The organism is Actinomycetospora lutea, assembly GCF_028737205.1.
Lineage (GTDB): Bacteria > Actinomycetota > Actinomycetes > Mycobacteriales > Pseudonocardiaceae > Actinomycetospora > Actinomycetospora lutea.
The window spans coordinates 339,640-356,919 of record NZ_JAQZAL010000001.1 but is presented as its reverse complement, the minus strand read 5'-3'; the positions used below and the strand labels follow the sequence as shown (position 1 = coordinate 356,919).

The following is a 17,280-nucleotide window of genomic DNA, read 5'->3' as shown; positions in this document are numbered from 1 at the left end:
TCCGTGCCAGGTCAGGGGGTGTCGGACGGGGGTGGCGACGGCACCGCCGTCACCGACCCTCCGCCGTGGCGGGCGGCCGACGCCGCCGTCCTGGCGCGGTGCTGGGAGCGGGCCACGACGACCGGCGCGCTGACCGTGCTCCTGACCGGCGACGCCGGGGCCGGCAAGACGCGGCTGGTCCAGGGGCTGGCGCAGCGCGCGGAGGCCGACGGCGGGGTCGTGATCTCCGGTGCCGCGGTCGACGTGGGCGAGCAGCTGCCGCTCTGGCCGGTCGCCACCGGGCTGCGCCGCCTGCTGCGCGGTCCCGGCAGCGCCGCCGACGGCACCCCCGACGGGGTCGCGCCGGCCGTGCTGACCGCGCGGGCCGCGCTCGAGCCCTGGCGCGACGAGCTCGCGCCGCTGCTGGACCCGGGGCCCGGCGCGACGCCGCCGTCGGGCGGGCACCTGCTCGAGCTGGTGCGCCGGGTGCTGGCCACCCTGGCCGCCGAGGCCCCCGTCCTGCTCGTCGTCGACGACCTGCACTGGGCCGACCGCACCACCCGCGAGCTCGTCGTCTCCCTCGTCGCGCACCTCACCGACGAGCGGGTCCTGCTGGTGGCCACCGCCCGCTCGGAGGCGCTCGACGCCACACACCCGCTGCGCCGCATGCTGCCCGAGCTCGCCCGCGACCGGGCCGTGCGCGCGATCGAGCTCGCCCCGCTGCCCCGCCCGCGGGTCGAGGGCATCGTGCGCGACGCCGGCGGCGACCCCGCGCTGAGCGAGCTGGTGTGGCGGCGCTCGGCGGGCAACCCGTTCATCGTCGCCGAGACCCTCGCCGCGGTCGCCGACGGCGCCGTCGACGGCCTCTCCCCCGGACTGCGCGGGCTCGTGCTCGGCCGGCTCGCGGGCCTGCGCCCGCTCGCGCAGACCGTCGTCGCCGCCCTCGCGCTGGGCGAGGAACCCGTGCCGCACCGCCTGCTCGCCGACGTCGTGCGCGGCGAGGAGGACGACCTCCTCGCGGCCCTGCGCGAGGCGGCCGAGGCCGCGATGGTCGTCGTCGACCCGGACGTCGAGGGGTACGCGCTGCGCCACGGCCTCATGCGCGACGTGGTCGCCGGCGAGCTGATGCCCGGGGAGCGCCGGGGACTGCACCGCCGGTATGCCCTGGCCTACGACACCGTCCTCGGCGACGTCGGGGACCTCGCGCCCGCGGCGTCGCTGCGCCGGGCGCACCACTGGGCCCGCGCCGACGACCCCGAGCGCGCGCTGCCCGCGGTGGTGCACGCCGCGCACGTCGCCGAGCAGATCCACGAGTTCGGCACCGCGCACCGGCAGTGGATGGCGGCGCTCGCCCTCGCCGCGGCGCGCGCCACGCCGCGGTCGGCGCGGGTGCTGCCCGGCCACCGCCCGCCGGCCCTGCCCCCGGCGGGCGGGGACGACCCGGAGGCGGGCGCCCTGCTCGCCCGCGCCGCCGACACCGCGCGGCTCGCCGGCGAGTACGACGCGGCGGTCGACCTGCTGCGCCGCCTCGTCCCGGACCCCGCCACCGCCGGGCGCGCCGAGCTGCCGACCGTCGTGCGACTCGGACGCTCGCTGCTCGACGCGGGCCGGACCGGCGACGCGGTGGCCGTGCTGCACGACGCCGGGCGCGCCGCCGATCGGGTCGGCGACGACCCGGCCCTGGCCGCGGTGCACGCCGCGCACGCCGAGGCGCTGCTGATCACCGGCGACGTGCGCGGCGCCCAGCACGAGTCCGAGCGGGCGCTCGCGGTGTCGCGTCGCCGGGGCGAGCAGGCCGAGCAGGCGCCGATGCTCGCCACGCTCGGGTCGGCGCTCGCGTACCTGGAGAACCCGGACGCCGGGCTCGCCGCCGTCGCGGACGGCCTGATGATCGCCGAGCGCACGGGCGACGCCGCCGCGGTCGGGCGCGCCTACCAGGCCTGGGCGGACCTCCTGTCCGGCCCGCTGGGCGAGCTGCACGAGGGCGTCGAGATCGCGCGGCAGGGTGTGGCCCGGATGCGCGACCTCGGGCTCGCCCGCTCGGCCGGCGTGCGCCTGCTCGCGACCGCGGCGAACGGCCTGTTCCGCCTCGGGCGCTGGTCGGAGGCCTCGGACGCCGTCGACGAGGCCTGGGCGCTCTCGCCCACCGGGGCCGACGCGCTCGAGGTCCGGCTGGCGCGCTGCCGCCTCCAGGTGGGGCGCGGCGAGTTCGTCGAGGCGGACGAGGACCTCCGCGCGGTCGACCTGCTCGCCCTCGACGGCACGGGCGAGGACGGTGCTCCCGACGACGCCGACGAGCACCCCGAGGAGCCCGGCCGATCCCCGGCCCCGCCCCGCCGCGGCACCGTCGCCTCGCGCTACCGCGTGCCGCTGCTGACCCTGCGCTCGGGCGTGGAGATGTGGCGCGGGCGCCCGGACCTCGCGCGCGGGCTCGTCGCGCGCGGCCTCGACGTCGCCGAGCACACCCCCGACGACGTGTTCCTCGTCGCCCCGCTCGTCTGGCACGGGCTGCGCGCCGAGGCCGAGGCCGCCGCCCGCGGCATGGCGGGCGACCGCGCCGCACTCGAGCGCCTCGCCGGCCACGTCGTGCACCTCGAGCGGCGGGTTCCCCACACCGTGCCGGCGCTGCGCCGCACGGTGCTCGCCTACGTGCGGATGTGCCGCGCCGAGGCCGGGCGCGCCGCCGGGGCCTCCGACCCCGACGCGTGGGCGCAGGTCGCCGAGATGTGGAGCGCGCAGCTCAACCCCTACCCCGCCGCCTACGCGATGCTGCGCCGCGCCGAGGCCCTGCTCGCCACGGGCACCCGGCGCGGCGAGGCGGCGCGCGCCCTGCGCTCGGCGGCCGGGACCGCGACGGCCATGGGCGCCGGGCCGTTCCTCGACGAGATCGCCGGGCTCGCCCGCCGGGCCCGCCTGGACATCGCCCACGCGGGTGACGCCCCGGTCGCGACCACGGCGGCCGGGGACACGGCCGCCGCTCGCCGCGCCCCCGAGCTCGCCGCGCTCACGACCCGCGAGCACGAGGTCCTCGCCGTCCTCGCCGACGGGCTGTCCAACCGCGAGATCGCCCACCGCCTCTACATCAGCGAGCGCACCGTCGCCGTCCACGTGTCCCGGGTGCTCGCCAAGACCGGCACCCGCTCGCGCACCCAGGCGGCCGCCCTGCTCCAGCGCGTCCGCGCGCGTCCCACCGGCCCGGAACGAGGTCCCCGTGCCTGAACGCCAGACCCTGGTCGGCAACCAGACCCTGCTGAAGCCGCTGGCCGCCCGGCGGCCCACCGACGTCCCCGGCGTCGTGACGGCCCTCCGCGAGCTCCGCGACGTCGCCGACGGCCTCGCGGGCACCGGCGACCGGCACCGCGACGGGATCGCCTGCTTCTCCGACCTGTACCTGACGATCACGCAGGACGTGCTCGCCGAGTACGAGCGCGGCGCGCTGTTCCACTGCGGGGAGTTCATCCTGCAGCTCGACGTCGCGTTCGCACGGCGCTACCTCGTCGCCCTCGACGACCACCTGCACGCCCGGCCGACGGCGCCGGGCTGCTGGGACGTGCTGTTCGACAGGCGACAGGACGACCACGAGGAGTGGCAGTTCTCGGTCGTCGGGGTCAACGCGCACGTCAACTTCGACCTCGCGTTCGCCCTGCTCGACGTCTGGGAGGACAACCCGACCCCGCTGGCGACGACCAGCGCCCAGTACGCCGACTACGAGGCCATCAACACGATCTTCCGCAACAACATGGACGCCCTGTGCGAGGAGAACGAGGTGCCGTGGACGAAGTGGGGACCCGACGGCGGCATCGTCGACGGGCTCGGGAACTTCGTCGGCAACATCCTGGTCTCGGGCACGCGTGACGTCGCGTGGACCTTCGCCGAGCTCATGTGGGCGCGGCGCCACGCCGATCCCCACCACTACCGCGTGGCGCCGACCGCGGCGCTCGACTCCCTGGCCACCGGCGTCGCCGAGCTGTTCCTCTAGGGATCCGTAGTCTCGGTCCGTGCCCCGCCGCAGCCCGCCGCTCCCGCCGCGCGACGGGCTCGACCCGGCGCGGGTGCGGATGCCCGACGACGGCCCGTGGGCGACGCTGCGCGAGCACCTCGTCGACCGGCTGCCCGTCCCGCCCGCCCGCGTCGACGCGATGCTCGCCGAGGGCCGGGTCGTCGACCACGACGGGCCGCTCGGGCCGGACGCGCCGTTCGTGCCCCGCTCGGTGATCTGGTTCCACCGCGACCTGCCCGACGAGGCGCCGGTGCCCTTCGAGCTCCACGTCCTGCACCGCGACGACGAGATCGTCGTCGTCGACAAGCCGCACTTCCTCGCCACGATCCCCCGCGGGCGCCACGTGCGGGAGACCGCGCTGGTCCGGCTGCGCCACCGCCTCGGGCTCCCGATGCTGAGCCCCGCGCACCGCCTGGACCGGGTCACCGCGGGCCTCGTGCTGTTCGTCGTCGAACCGGCGCGGCGCGGGACCTACCAGAACCTCTTCCGCGACCGGCGGGTCGGCAAGGCCTACGAGGCGATCGCCCCGCACGACCCCGCGCTGGACCTGCCGCGCGTGGTGCGCAGCCGCATCGTCAAGGAGCGCGGGGTGGTCACCGCCGCCGAGGTGCCCGGCGAGCCGAACGCGGAGACGCTGGTGGAGCTGGTCGAGGCGCGGGAGGGGCGGACCCGCTACCGGCTGACGCCGCGCACGGGACGCACCCACCAGCTGCGCGTGCACATGGCCTCGCTCGGCCTGCCGCTGCTCGGCGACCCGTTCTACCCCGCGGTGCGCGACGTCCCGCTCGACGACTTCCGCGCGCCGCTCCAGCTGCTGGCCCGCGAGCTGGCGTTCCCGGACCCGCGCACCGGGCAGGAGCGGGTGTTCACGAGCCGCCGCACGCTGCAGGCCTGGGACGATCCCGCGGGCTGGGAGGCGGGACCGTGACCGATCCGCTCGTCGTCACCGCCCTGTTCGACGCCGCGAGCCAGGACGAGCTCGACGCGCGCCGGCGCCGCTGGTTCCCGTCCGGGCGGCGGGTCGTCGGCGCGCACCTGACGCTCTTCCACGCCCTGCCCGGCGAGCGGTTCGACGCGGTGTCCGCGGTCCTCGACGAGGTCACCGGGCGGGCACCGCTGGCCGCCGGGATCGGGGGGCCGATCTCGCTGGGGCGCGGCGTCGCGCACCCGGTCGACGCGCCGGGCCTCGCGGAGGTGCACGGGCGCATCCAGCGGGCCTTCGCCGACGACCTCACGCGCCAGGACGCGGCCCGGCTGCGGGCCCACGTCACCGTGCAGAACAAGGTCGACCCGCAGACGGCGCGGGCCACGCTCGCCGAGCTCGCGGCGCAGCACCGGCCCTGGACGGCGACGATCACCGGGCTCGGGCTGTGGCACTACCGCGGCGGGCCGTGGGAGGCCGCCGGCGAGTACGCGTTCCGGGGCTGACCCCGGGGACAGAACGGCCCGTCCCCCTCGCCGGGGACGGGCCGTGGGTCGTTCAGATGCCTCCGGCACAGGCCGCCTAGAAGTAGGTCTTGCGGCCACCCACACCACGGCCGACGGCGCCCAGGATCGTCAGGATGAGGCCGACGACCGCGAGGATGGCGCCGATCGTGTAGAGGATCGAGATGCCGGTGACGGCTCCGATGATGATGAGAATGACGCCGAGAATGATCACTGCTTCTCCTTGGTACGAAGTCCCTCGGGGTGGGGCCAGCCTGATACCCGGCCGGATCGGGGAGGAACCTCGGCATTCGGAGCATTCTCGCTCACGCGTCCGGTGGACGTTGTCGGCGGCGAAACCGCTCCTTCGTGAGAATCGCGGGACGCGCCGACTCGATCGGTGATCGTCGAGAGCCGACGGCGTGACGCTCGCCGCGCCGCCGGCCGCCCGACGTCCGCTAGTCCGTCCGGACCGTGAGACCCCAACCGGTCAGCTGGCCCTGGTCGATGCCGACGCCGTCGACGACCTGCAGGCGCCACTGTCCGCCGGCCTGCTCGCCGACGAACGGGGCGAGCGGGCTGCCCGGGGTGGCGCTGTCCAGACCGATCTGCAGACCCGGGTTCGCCCGGCTGCAGTCCTGCGGGTCGGCGAGCGTGGCGGGGGTGCCCTGCGGCGAGATCAGCGTGACGGTCACGTCGCACGTGAACGGATGGGTCAGCGAGGCCTCGACGTGGATGCTCTGCACCTGCCCGGAGCCGTCGAGCGCGATCACGTCGGTGACCCCCGCCGGATCGGCGTCGGGGATCGGGACGGCGGCCGTCGACACCCCGATCAGGGTGCCGCCGCCCGAGAGCAGCACCACCATGGCGACGATGCCGGCGACGAGGACCAGGGCCACGCCGCCGACCAGCCAGCCGATCCAGCCGCGCCGCCGCGGCGGCGGCGGTCCCGCCGGGGCGGAGCCGACGCCGGGGAGGGTGCCGGTGGGGGGCGGGATGTACGGGGGCGGCGGGTAGGCGCCCGGGGCCGGCGCCGCGCGGCCCACCGGCCCGGACGGCGCCTGCCCGAATGCGGGCGGAGCTCCGCCGTGCCCCGGTGGGGTGTGACCGACCACCGTCGTGGGCCGAGCCGCCGCGGGGCCCTGGCCGACGGCGGAGGTCGGCTGCGACGACGGCTCCCCGTCGCCGGGGGACCACGACGGCGGGAGGACGGTGCTCATGGGGCGCTCCGGGGGATGAGCGGGCGAGTGTCTCGACGCACGGTAATCAAATCCCGGACCCCACCGCGCATTCTTCACTCGTTCAGCTCAGTGACGACTTCGTTCGGTGAGTGACGCGCGTCGCTGGCCGGAAAAGCTTTGACGTCCTACTATTTGCCCGGAGCGCCGACCTGGACTGCGAGGAAGCATGACGGACGAGCTGTACGTCCCGACCCACCCGATCCGCTTCGTCACCGCGGCGAGCCTGTTCGACGGGCACGACGCGGCGATCAACATCATGCGGCGGATCCTCCAGCGCCAGGGCGCGGAGGTCGTGCACCTGGGGCACAACCGCTCGGTGGACGAGGTGGTCACCGCGGCGATCCAGGAGGACGCCCAGGGCGTGGCGATCAGCTCCTACCAGGGCGGGCACGTCGAGTACTTCTCGTACCTCGTCGACCTGCTGCGCGAGCGCGGCGCCGGGCACGTGAAGGTCTACGGCGGCGGCGGGGGCGTCATCGTCCAGGACGAGATCGACCAGCTGCACGCCCACGGCGTGGCGCACATCTTCTCCCCGAGCGACGGCCAGCGCATGGGCCTGCCGGGGATGATCAACACGATGATCGAGGCGTGCGACGTCGACCTCGGCGCCCAGCCGCCCTCGAGCTGGGACGGCGTCTTCACCGGCGAGCCCGCCACGCTCGCCCGCGCCCTGTCGGTCGCCGAGGCGGGCGCCCTGCCCGACGAGGTCCGCGACCGCGCGCGGACGGCGATCGAGGGCAGGAGCGTGCCGGTCCTGGGCATCACGGGCACCGGCGGCTCGGGCAAGTCGTCGCTCACCGACGAGCTGGTGCGCCGCTTCCGCCTCGACCAGGAGGACAAGCTCCGGATCGCGGTGCTCGCCGTCGACCCGACCCGGCGCAAGGGCGGCGGGGCGCTGCTCGGCGACCGCATCCGCATGAACTCGCTCGGCGGGGCGCAGGTCTACTTCCGCTCGATGGCCAGCCGCGGCGGCGGGGGGACGCTGCCCGAGAACCTCGCGGACGCGATCCTGCTGCTGCGCGCCTCGGGCGCCGACCTCGTCATCGTCGAGACCCCCGGGATCGGCCAGGGCGACGCCGGCATCGTCGACTTCGTCGACGCGTCCCTCTACGTCATGACGCCGGAGTTCGGCGCCGCGTCCCAGCTCGAGAAGATCGACATGCTGGACTTCGCGGACGCGGTCGCGATCAACAAGTTCGAGCGGCGCGGGGCCGACGACGCCCGCCGCGACGTGTCGCGCCAGCTCGTCCGCAACCGCGACGCGTTCTCCGCGTCGTGGGAGGACATGCCGGTCTTCGGCACCAGCGCCGCGACCTTCCACGACGACGGGGTCACCGCGCTCTACGGCTACCTGCGCACGATGCTCGGCGAGCACGGGCTGACGATCGGCGAGGGCCGGCTCACGATCCCGGACTCGAAGGTCTCCACCGACTTCGCGGCCTCGATCCCGCCGGAGCGCGCCCGCTACCTCGCCGACATCGCCGGCACGGTGCGCGGCTACCACGAGGAGACGGCCGCGATGGTCGCCGCGGCCCGGCGACGCGCGGCGCTGCGCACCGCCGCCGAGGCCCTCGGCGACCGCGAGGCGGGCGAGCTGCCCGCCGTGCTCGCCGAGGCCGAGCGCGACCTGCCCGGCGAGGCCGCGAGCCTGCTCGACGCCTGGCCGGAGACCGTCGAGGCCTACGCCGGCGACGAGATGGTCGTGCACGTGCGCGACAAGGAGCTGCGCACGCAGCTGACGCGCGAGACGCTCTCGGGCAACAAGGTCAACAGGGTCTCGCTGCCCCCGTTCACCGCCGACGAGGAGGTCCTGCGCTTCCTGCGCAAGGAGAACCTGCCCGGGCACTTCCCGTTCACCGCCGGGGTGTTCTCGTTCAAGCGCGAGGGCGAGGACCCGGCACGCATGTTCGCCGGCGAGGGCGACGCGTTCCGCACCAACCGGCGCTTCCACTACCTCTCGCAGGACTCGCCGGCCAAGCGCCTCTCGACCGCGTTCGACTCGGTGACCCTCTACGGCCACGACCCGGCGACCCCGCCCGACGTCTACGGCAAGGTCGGCACGTCCGGGGTGTCCATCGCCTCGCTGGACGACATGAAGGTCCTCTACTCGGGCTTCGACCTCACCTCGCCGACGACCTCGGTGTCGATGACGATCAACGGCCCGGCGCCGGCGATCCTCGCGTACTTCCTCAACACCGCCGTCGACCAGCAGGTGGACGCCTACGTCGAGGAGCACGGCGAGCAGCCGTCGGACGAGAAGCGCGCCGAGCTCGCCGAGCACGCGTATCGCAACGTGCGCGGCACGGTGCAGGCCGACATCCTCAAGGAGGACCAGGGCCAGAACACCTGCATCTTCTCCACCGAGTTCTCGCTGCGGATGATGGCCGACATCCAGGAGTGGTTCATCCGCCACCAGGTGCGCAACTTCTACTCGGTGTCGATCTCCGGCTACCACATCGCCGAGGCCGGGGCGAACCCCATCAGCCAGCTCGCGTTCACGCTGGCCAACGGGTTCACCTACGTCGAGTCCTACCTCGCGCGCGGCATGGACATCGACGACTTCGCGCCCAACCTGTCGTTCTTCTTCTCCAACGGCATGGACGCCGAGTACTCGGTGATCGGCCGGGTCGCGCGGCGCATCTGGTCGGTCGCGATGCGGGAGCGCTACGGGGCCAACGAGCGCAGCCAGAAGCTGAAGTACCACGTGCAGACCTCGGGCCGGTCCCTGCACGCGCAGGAGATGAACTTCAACGACATCCGCACGACGCTGCAGGCGCTCTGCGCGCTCTACGACAACGCGAACTCCCTGCACACCAACGCCTACGACGAGGCCGTCACCACCCCGTCGCAGGAGTCTGTGCGGCGCGCGCTGGCGATCCAGCTGATCATCAACCGCGAGTGGGGCCTGTCGATGAACGAGAACCCGCTGCAGGGGTCGTTCGTCATCGACGAGCTCACCGACCTCGTCGAGGAGGCCGTGCTCCAGGAGTTCGACTCCATCGCCGAGCGCGGCGGCGTGCTCGGCGCCATGGAGACGGGCTACCAGCGCGGCAAGATCCAGGACGAGTCGATGCTGTACGAGTCGCGCAAGCACGACGGCTCGCTGCCCATCGTCGGCGTCAACACGTTCCTGCCGCCGGAGGACGGCGAGGAGGAGGGCCACGAGCTCGAGCTCGCCCGCGGCACCGAGGAGGAGAAGAAGGGCCAGCTCCAGCGGGTCGCAGACTTCCAGTCGCGCCACGCCGACACCGCGCCCGAGGCCCTGCGCCGGCTGCAGGACGCGGCGACCTCGGGCGCGAACGTCTTCGACGAGCTCATGTCGGCGGCCCGCGTGTGCACCCTGGGCCAGCTCACCGACGCGTTCTTCGAGGTCGGCGGGCAGTACCGCCGCTCGATGTAGAACGACGCGCCCCGGGCTCGTGAGCTGTCACCGACGCTCGAACCAGGGCCCGGCGTCGGCGCGGTGGACAGGACCGTCGGGACGGTCGTCGTCGCGTCACCGCTCGGGGAGCACGGGGAACAGCGCGAGGACGGTCAACGCGCTCAGCACCTGTCATCACGAGACGCGCCCGGTAGCTCACGCGGCGTAGCTAGGTGTCTGCGGACAGCGCCGCGACCTGGTCGTCGAGCGCCGCCACGAACCGGTCGACGCCCTCCTCGCCGCCCAGCACCCCCGTGTCCGCGGCCACGCCGAGGCGCACGCGGCCCGCGTAGCTCAGGATGCTCACGCCGAGGGCGAGCCGACCGGAGCAGGGCACCCAGAACAGGAGGTCGCGGACCGGTGTCCCGGCGAGGGTGAGCTCGCGCGCCGGGCCGGGGACGTTGGTGATGATCAACGTCGCGGCCTCGGCGTAGCGGCCCACGAGCGCCCGGGTCCAGGCGGCGCGGCCGTGACCGGCGCCGGCGATGCCGATGAACGTCGCCAGCGCCTGGTTGGTGCGCTTGATCTGCGCCATCGTCCGGTGCATGCGCTCGACCCGACGGGCGAGGTCGGGCTCGTCGGTCGGGATGGTCGGGAGCACGAGGCCGAACTCGTTGCCCAGCCAGTGCGACACCGGCCGGTCGAGGCGGCGCAGGTTGGTCGGCATCACCGCCCGCAGACGCGGGGTGTCCTCCCCCAGGTACGCCCGCAGCGCGCCGGCGATGGCCGCGCACAACACGTCGTTGACGCTCGCCCCGTGCTCCTTGCCGGCCCATTTGACGGCCTCGAGGTCCACGCCGCGGGTCCAGCGCGCGGCCTTCGCCTCGCCCAGCTCGCCCTGCAGCGCGGTCCGGGCGTCGGCGGGCGGGCGGGCGATGAGCGCCGTCGACCGTCCGATCGCCCGGCCGGTGGCGGCGAGCTCCCGCGCACCGCCGGGACGTGACGACCCCGCGACCGTGCGGGTCAACCGGCGCAGGCGCGCGGGGATCTCGCGGCGCACGAGGCGGACGTCGCGGACGCCGTGCCGGCGCTTCGGCGGGGCGGCGTAGGCGACGGGGGTGCCCTCCTCCGTGCCCGGCGCCTCGTCGGCGAGGGCGTGGAACAGGTGGTTGAGCGCCACCCCGTCGGCGAGCCCGTGGTGGATGCTGACGACGACGGCGCTGCCGTCCCCCGCCCGGCCCGTGAGCACGTGCATCGCCCACCACGGCCGGTCCTCGGGCAGCGGGCGCGACATGAGCGCGCCGACGTGCCGGGCCAGCGCGGCGTCGTCCCCGGGCGCCTCGAGCGCGACGGTGTCGACGTGGGCGGTGAGATCGGGGTCGTGGTCGGTCCAGCGCACCGGGCCGAGGCCGCCGGCCGGCCACACCGGGCGCTGCCGCAGCCCCGGGTAGACCGCGACCCACCGCTCCCGGACCCGCTCGCGCAGCACCTCGACGTCGACCGGACCCGCACAGAAGAGGATCCCGTGCACCACCATCCGGTTGGTGGGCTGCTCGAGCTGCAGCCACGCGGTGTCGATGCCCGACGCCCAACGATCCACGGTTCGTGTGCCTCCGCTCACGGTGTGATGGCGGTACCGACGGTATCGGACACCATTCGAGCGCTTCCTGCGGCACCCTGGAGGCATGAACGTGATCGACGACGAGGGCCGCCGCATCCCCCTGCCCGCCACCGTCGGCCGGGTGGTCAGCCTCGTCCCGTCGCTCACCGAGGCGGTGGGGGTCACCGAGCCGGGTCTGCTGGTGGGCGCGACCGACTGGTGCACGCACCCCGACGACCTCGACGAGCACGGGATCACGCGGGTGCGGGGCACCAAGAACCCCGACATCGAGGCGATCGTCGCGCTGCGGCCGGACCTCGTGCTGGCCAACGCGGAGGAGAACAAGCCCGCCGAGCTCGAGAAGCTGCGCGAGGCCGGGCTCGCGGTGTACGTCACCGACATCCGCACGGTCGACGGCGCCCTGCGCTCGCTGGAGCGGATGCTCGCCGCCTGCGGCCTGGAGCGCCCGGCGTGGATCGACGGGGCCCGCGCGGCCTGGGACTCGCTACCCCTGCCCGACGCCCCGCGCCGCGCCGTGGTGCCGATCTGGCGCAAGCCCTGGATGGCGGTCGGCCCCGACACCTTCACCGGCGCGGTGCTGGCGCGCCTCGGGGTGGACAACGTGCTGGGGGGAGACGCGGCGCGGCGGAGCTCGACCACGGCGAACGACGCGGGCGACGAGCGCTACCCGCGCTTCGACCCGGCCGAGCTCCCCGAGCACGACCTCGTCGTGCTCCCCGACGAGCCCTACCGGTTCACCGCCGACGACGGACCGGAGGCCTTCGACGCCCCGTCGGTGCTGGTCAGCGGCCGGCTGCTGACCTGGTACGGCCCCAGCCTGCTGGAGGCCGCGCGCGTGCTGCCCGCGCAGCTGGCCGCCGCCGGGGACACCGCGGCGGCCCGCTGACCCGCTACGACGACGCGGCGGCCCGGCGCACCTCGTCGTGGGAGCCCTCGAGGTCGATGCGGGCGAGCGCGCCGGCGAGGCGACCGATCTTCTCGGGCTGCTCGCCGTAGCGCGCGAGGTCCTCGGCGCTCTCGCCCAGCCCGAGGGCGGAGGCGGCGCGCAGCGCGCGGGTGTCGGCGAACGGGGCGACCTCGTTCCAGAGCACCTGCACCTCGCGCAGGAACACGTCGGCGACGCCGTCGTCCACCCCGGGCAGGGCGGTGAGCAGCCGGCGCTCCCGGGCCGGGTCCTGCCCCGCCTCCTCGCGCAGCGTGCGCAGGTCGCCGCCCCGGTCCTGCGCGAGCGCGCCCGCGAGGGCGACCAGCGTCGCGGCGGCGTCCGAGGCCGTGTCGTCGCCGTCGCCGCGGTCGATGCCCTCCACCGCGGCGCCGAGCTCCTTGGCGACGTCCTGCTCGCTCGCGGCGGCCAGGTCGGTGGCCGTGTGCCAGCGGTTGGTCACCTCGTGCGCCGCCTTCGCCGCGCCGCTGCTCTCGCCGCGCGGGGCCACGAGGACCGCCGCGACGAGCAGCCCGAAGAGGCTCGCCGGGTTGTTGGTGCGCCCCAGCCCGATCTCCTCGGCGAACCCCCGGCCCTCGCGCGCGAGCACGGCGCGGGCGGTCAGCTTCTGCTCCTCGGCCAGCGTGTCGTCCATGGGCGCGGGGCTACCCGTCCTCAGGTCGTCGTGACGCCCCCGTCGACCGTGAGCGTGGTCCCGGTGACGTAGGACCCGGCGTCCGAGGCGAGGAACACCACGGCCGCCGCGAGCTCCTCGGGATCGCCGATCCGCCCGCTGAGCATCCGCGGCATCATCGTCTCGAGGTAGCCCTCCTGGTAGCTGTCGGTCATCTCCGAGGTGAAGAAGCCGGGCGCCAGCGCGTTCACCCGGATGCCCTTGCGGGGCGTCCACTGCTGGGCGAGGTCGCGGGAGAGCCCGATCACCCCGGCCTTCGACGACGCGTACGCGGCCTGCGGCAGGCCGGCGGTGGTCAGCGCGAGGATGCTGGAGACGTTGATGATCGAGCTGCCGGGCTGCATGTGGCGCGCCGCGGCCTGGGCCATCCAGTAGCTGCCGTTGAGGTTGATGTCGATGACCTCGCGGAACTGCTCCGGGGTCTCCTTGGTGGCCGGGTAGGCGGTGCCGATGCCGGCGTTGTTGACCAGGACGTCGAGGCGGCCGAGCTCGCTCATCGCGGCGTCGGCCAGCGCGCGGCAGTCCTCGGGCGACGAGACGTCGGTGCGCACGGTGACGCACCGGCGGCCGCGCTCCTCCACCGCGCGGCGCGTGTCCTCGAGCTTCTCGGTACGCCGCGCCCCGAGGACGACGTCGGCGCCCGCCTCGGCCAGGGCGGTGGCGAACACCACGCCCAGCCCGGAGGAGGCGCCGGTGATCACGGCGACGCGGTCGTCGAGTCGGAAGCGGTCGAGGATGCCCATGGTCACAGGACCGTAGGGCACGGTCGGCTCCCTAGGCTCGGGCGGTGATGTGCGGGTGAGCGGCGTGCTGACGGGGTTCCTCGTGATCGGCGTCGTCGTCGCCGTCGGGGTGCTCGTGGGGCGCCTGGGCGTGCTGCCCGACGGGGCGACCGAGACGCTCTCGCGCACCGCGTTCTTCGTGGCCAGCCCGGCGCTGCTGTTCGTCACGCTCCTGCGCGCCGACGTGGCCCGGGTGCTCTCGACCGGGCTCGTCGTCACCGCGCTCGCGGCGATCGCCGTGTGCCTGCTCTACATCCCGGTCGGCATGGTGCGGCGGCGCCCGCGCGGCGAGACCGTGGTCGGCTCGATGGCCAGCGGCTACCTCAACGCCGGCAACCTCGGCATCCCGATCGCCACGTACGCGCTGGGCAGCGCCGCGGAGATCGCGCCCTCGCTGATCTTCCAGCTGGCGGTGCTCACGCCCGCCTACACGACCCTGCTCGACGTCGTCGCGGCCCGGCGCCGGGGCGAGGACCCCGGGGTGGGCGGGGCGCTGCTGGCGCCGCTGCGCAACCCGCTGCTGCTCGCGACGCTCGCGGGCCTGCTGCTCAACGTGGCCGGGGTGCACGTGCCCGAGGGCCTGCTCGAGCCCGTCGAACTGCTCGCCGACCTCGCAGTGCCGGCGATGCTGCTGGCGTTCGGGCTCTCGCTGGCCCACGCCCAGCGCCCCGGGCGCGACGACCCGGTGTGCCTGGGCGCGGTGATCGTGCTCAAGAACCTCGTGCACCCGTTCCTGGCCTGGCTGATCGGGTCGGCGTTCGGGCTCACGGGCCCGGCGCTGCTCGCGGTCGTGGTGAGCGCGGCCCTGCCCACGGCGCAGAACGTCTTCGGCTACGCGGTGCGCTTCGCGACCGGGGTGCCGCTGGCCCGCGACGCCGCGCTCCTCACGACGATCGTGAGCGTGCCCGTGCTCCTGCTGGTGGCGCTCTAGCCATGTGAGCGAACTTCGGGGCTATAGCCCCGAAGTTCGCTCACGTAGGCCGTCAGGCCGCCGCCAGGGCGCGTTCCGGCGCAGCGGGCTCCGGGGCTTCGGCGGCGGTCCGGCGGCGGCCGCGGACCTCGAGGCCGCCCGAGAGCATCAGCACCGCGAGGCCGGCGACGGCGAGGGTCGCGCCGACGATCGTCGGGGCCAGGTAGCCCAGGCCCGCGGCGATGACCATCCCGCCGAGCCAGGCACCCAGCGAGTTGGCGATGTTCGACGCCGACTGGATCGCCGCCGAGGCCATCGTGGGCGCGTCGCCGACGAGGTCGAGGATGCGGGTCTGGATCGCCGGGCCGAGGGCCAGCGAGAACATGCCCGCCCCGAACAGCGACAGGATCGCGAGCACCGGGTGGTGCACGGTGACCACGAAGCTCACCAGCACGCCGGCCAGCGCCAGCAGGCACACGTAGAGGGTGGCCATCGGCGCCCGGTCGGCGGCGCGCCCGCCGAGCACCGAGCCCGCGGTCATGCCGAGCCCGACCACGGCGAGCAGCACGGTGACCGTCGTGGCGGAGAAGCCGCCCACCTCGGTGAGCATCGGCGTCACGTAGCTGTAGCAGGCGAACATGGCGCCGAAGCCGAACACGACGGCGGCCAGCGAGAGCACGACCTGCGGGTGGCGCAGGGTCGCGACCTCGGTGCGCAGCACGCCCTTCCCGGTGGCGGCGGGCGCGGCGGCGGGGACGAACGCGGCGACGCCGGCCACGGCCACCAGGCCGATCACGCCGACCACCGCGAAGGTCGCGCGCCACCCGGCCGCCTGGCCGAGCAGGGTGCCGAGCGGGACGCCGACCACGTTGGCGATGGTCAGGCCCAGGAAGACGCGCGAGACGGCGGTGGCGCGGCGGTCCCGGCCGACCATGGCGGCGGCGGCCACCGACGCGGCGCCGAAGAACGCGCCGTGCGGCAGGCCGGTCAGGAAGCGGACGGCCATCAGCGACCCGATCCCGGGCGCGACCGCGGAGAGCAGGTTGCCGACCGCGAAGACGGCCATCAGCGCCATGAGCACGGTGCGGCGGGGCAGTTTCACCATGGCACCGGCGAGCAGCGGCGCGCCGACCACGACGCCGGCGGCGTAGGCGGACACGAGGTGGCCGGCTTCGGACACGGGCACGCCGAGAGCGGCCGCGACGTCGGGCAGCAGGCCCATGATCACGAACTCGGTGGTGCCGATACCGAAGGTGCCCAGGGCGAGGGCGAGCAGGGCCAGAGGCACGGGGAGCTCCTCGGGGGTGGACGACTGGTCTTCATCCGACGTCATCCACCGTCAGCGACCTGCCGTCATAAGTCGAAGAAGCTCAGCCACAGATCGCATAAGCTGATCTGATGCCGACCCTGCGCCAGCTCGAGTCCTTCGTCGCCGTCGTCGACGAGGGCTCGTTCACGCGGGCCGCTGACCGGCTGTTCGTCAGCCAGCCCGGCCTGTCGCAGCAGATCGCGGCGCTCGAGAAGGAGTTGGGCGGCTCACTGTTCAGCCGCCTGCCGCGTGCGGTGGCTCTCACCCCGACCGGGCGGGCCCTGCTCCCCCACGCCCGCGCCGCCGTGACGGCCGCGGAGCGCGGCAGCGCCGCCGCCCGCCAGGTCACCGGCTCCGAGGGCGGCGAGCTGCGCATCGCCTGCGTCTACTCCGTGAGCCTGGGCCTGCTGCCGGGCGTGCTGCGGCGGTGGCGCGCGGAGAACCCCGACGTCACCGTGCGCCTCTTCGAGCACCGGCACGGCGACACCCTCGCCGCCGCGGTCCGGGAGGGTCAGGCCGACATCGGCGTCGGCCCCGTGCCGCCGCAGTGGCGCGGACGCCTGCGCTCCCTCGGCCACGAGGAGATGGTCGTGCTGCTGCCGCCCAACCTCGGCGCCGACGACGTGATGGCGCCCGCCGGCGGGGAGATCGCGCTGCGCCGCCTCGAGCACGTCCCCTGGGTGCAGTACGCCCCGGACCACGCGCTGGCCGACGTCCTGCTCGACGCGTGCGAGCAGGCGGGCTACCGGCCCCAGGTCGCCGTGCGCACCGAGCAGACCGCGGTCGCCCCGCTGCTCACCGCCGCGGGGATCGGCCCGTCGCTGGTGCCGGCGGCGATCGTCCCCCCGGTGTTCGCGGGGACGATCGCGCGCCCGCTCCCCCGCGTCGAGCGCGAGCTCGCGGCCTACACCGGCGCCGAGCCGGACGCGCTGACCAACCGCTTCGCCGCCGACGTGGCCCGGTACGCGGTCCTCGTGCCCGACCACGTCACGGCGGCGCTGCGGGGCCCCGCCGTGCTATGACACGGGCTGCCCCG

The 17,280-nt window shown here is 74.9% G+C and carries 14 protein-coding genes; 8 read left to right on the top strand and 6 right to left on the bottom strand.

Annotated features, from left to right (window positions below):
• The first annotated feature begins 3 nt into the window (after positions 1–3).
• From PHK61_RS01775 to PHK61_RS01760, 4 genes are all read left to right on the top strand, one after another.
• Positions 4–3,198 carry a helix-turn-helix transcriptional regulator gene (locus tag PHK61_RS01775; RefSeq protein WP_274279240.1) on the top strand — a complete coding sequence of 1,065 codons (3,195 nt, stop codon included), beginning with the start codon at positions 4–6 and terminating at the stop codon, positions 3,196–3,198.
• On the top strand, positions 3,191–3,958 hold the full coding sequence (locus PHK61_RS01770) for a DUF5995 family protein (protein WP_274279239.1): 768 nt from the start codon (positions 3,191–3,193) through the stop codon (positions 3,956–3,958). Before PHK61_RS01775 ends, PHK61_RS01770 begins: the two co-directional genes overlap by 8 nt.
• Positions 3,959–4,037: 79 nt before the next feature.
• Positions 4,038–4,907 carry an RluA family pseudouridine synthase gene (locus PHK61_RS01765; RefSeq protein ID WP_274279402.1) on the top strand — a complete coding sequence of 290 codons (870 nt, stop codon included), beginning with the start codon at positions 4,038–4,040 and terminating at the stop codon, positions 4,905–4,907.
• Entirely contained in the window at positions 4,904–5,407 is a 504-nt protein-coding gene (locus PHK61_RS01760; RefSeq protein ID WP_274279238.1) for a 2'-5' RNA ligase family protein, read from the top strand. Before PHK61_RS01765 ends, PHK61_RS01760 begins: the two co-directional genes overlap by 4 nt.
• 76 nt (positions 5,408–5,483) lie before the next feature.
• On the opposite strand, the gene PHK61_RS01755 is transcribed toward PHK61_RS01760, so the two are convergent.
• Both PHK61_RS01755 and PHK61_RS01750 read right to left on the bottom strand, forming a co-directional pair.
• Entirely contained in the window at positions 5,484–5,639 is a 156-nt protein-coding gene (locus tag PHK61_RS01755) for a hypothetical protein (protein ID WP_166660086.1), read from the bottom strand.
• A 223-nt stretch (positions 5,640–5,862) separates the two neighbouring features.
• A complete protein-coding gene (locus PHK61_RS01750) occupies positions 5,863–6,624 on the bottom strand; it encodes a proprotein convertase P-domain-containing protein (RefSeq protein ID WP_274279237.1) in 762 nt (253 codons plus the stop codon).
• A 187-nt stretch (positions 6,625–6,811) separates the two neighbouring features.
• Between PHK61_RS01750 and icmF the strand changes: the two genes are divergently transcribed.
• Complete coding sequence (gene icmF, locus PHK61_RS01745; protein ID WP_274279236.1) at positions 6,812–10,045, top strand: fused isobutyryl-CoA mutase/GTPase IcmF; 3,234 nt, start codon at positions 6,812–6,814, stop codon at positions 10,043–10,045.
• 190 nt (positions 10,046–10,235) lie between these two features.
• Here icmF and PHK61_RS01740 read toward each other — a convergent pair whose 3' ends face one another.
• The gene (locus PHK61_RS01740; protein ID WP_274279235.1) at positions 10,236–11,606 is read right to left on the bottom strand and encodes a wax ester/triacylglycerol synthase domain-containing protein; all 1,371 of its coding nucleotides are present in this window, start codon (positions 11,604–11,606) and stop codon (positions 10,236–10,238) included.
• An 85-nt stretch (positions 11,607–11,691) separates the two neighbouring features.
• Here PHK61_RS01740 and PHK61_RS01735 point away from each other — a divergent pair, with 85 nt between their 5' ends.
• The gene (locus tag PHK61_RS01735; protein ID WP_274279234.1) at positions 11,692–12,513 is read left to right on the top strand and encodes a helical backbone metal receptor; all 822 of its coding nucleotides are present in this window, start codon (positions 11,692–11,694) and stop codon (positions 12,511–12,513) included.
• Between the two features lie 4 nt (positions 12,514–12,517).
• On the opposite strand, the gene PHK61_RS01730 is transcribed toward PHK61_RS01735, so the two are convergent.
• A complete protein-coding gene (locus PHK61_RS01730) occupies positions 12,518–13,204 on the bottom strand; it encodes an HhH-GDP family DNA glycosylase (RefSeq protein WP_274279233.1) in 687 nt (228 codons plus the stop codon).
• A 20-nt stretch (positions 13,205–13,224) separates the two neighbouring features.
• Positions 13,225–13,986, bottom strand: coding sequence for an SDR family NAD(P)-dependent oxidoreductase (locus PHK61_RS01725; protein WP_274279401.1), 762 nt, complete (start codon positions 13,984–13,986; stop codon positions 13,225–13,227).
• A gap of 55 nt (positions 13,987–14,041) precedes the next feature.
• Between PHK61_RS01725 and PHK61_RS01720 the strand changes: the two genes are divergently transcribed.
• Positions 14,042–14,956, top strand: coding sequence for an AEC family transporter (locus PHK61_RS01720; RefSeq protein ID WP_274279232.1), 915 nt, complete (start codon positions 14,042–14,044; stop codon positions 14,954–14,956).
• A 52-nt stretch (positions 14,957–15,008) separates the two neighbouring features.
• Here PHK61_RS01720 and PHK61_RS01715 read toward each other — a convergent pair whose 3' ends face one another.
• Complete coding sequence (locus tag PHK61_RS01715; protein ID WP_274279231.1) at positions 15,009–16,223, bottom strand: MFS transporter; 1,215 nt, start codon at positions 16,221–16,223, stop codon at positions 15,009–15,011.
• Positions 16,224–16,333: 110 nt separating this feature from the next.
• Here PHK61_RS01715 and PHK61_RS01710 point away from each other — a divergent pair, with 110 nt between their 5' ends.
• Positions 16,334–17,266 carry a LysR family transcriptional regulator gene (locus tag PHK61_RS01710; RefSeq protein ID WP_274279230.1) on the top strand — a complete coding sequence of 311 codons (933 nt, stop codon included), beginning with the start codon at positions 16,334–16,336 and terminating at the stop codon, positions 17,264–17,266.
• The last annotated feature ends 14 nt before the right edge of the window (positions 17,267–17,280 follow it).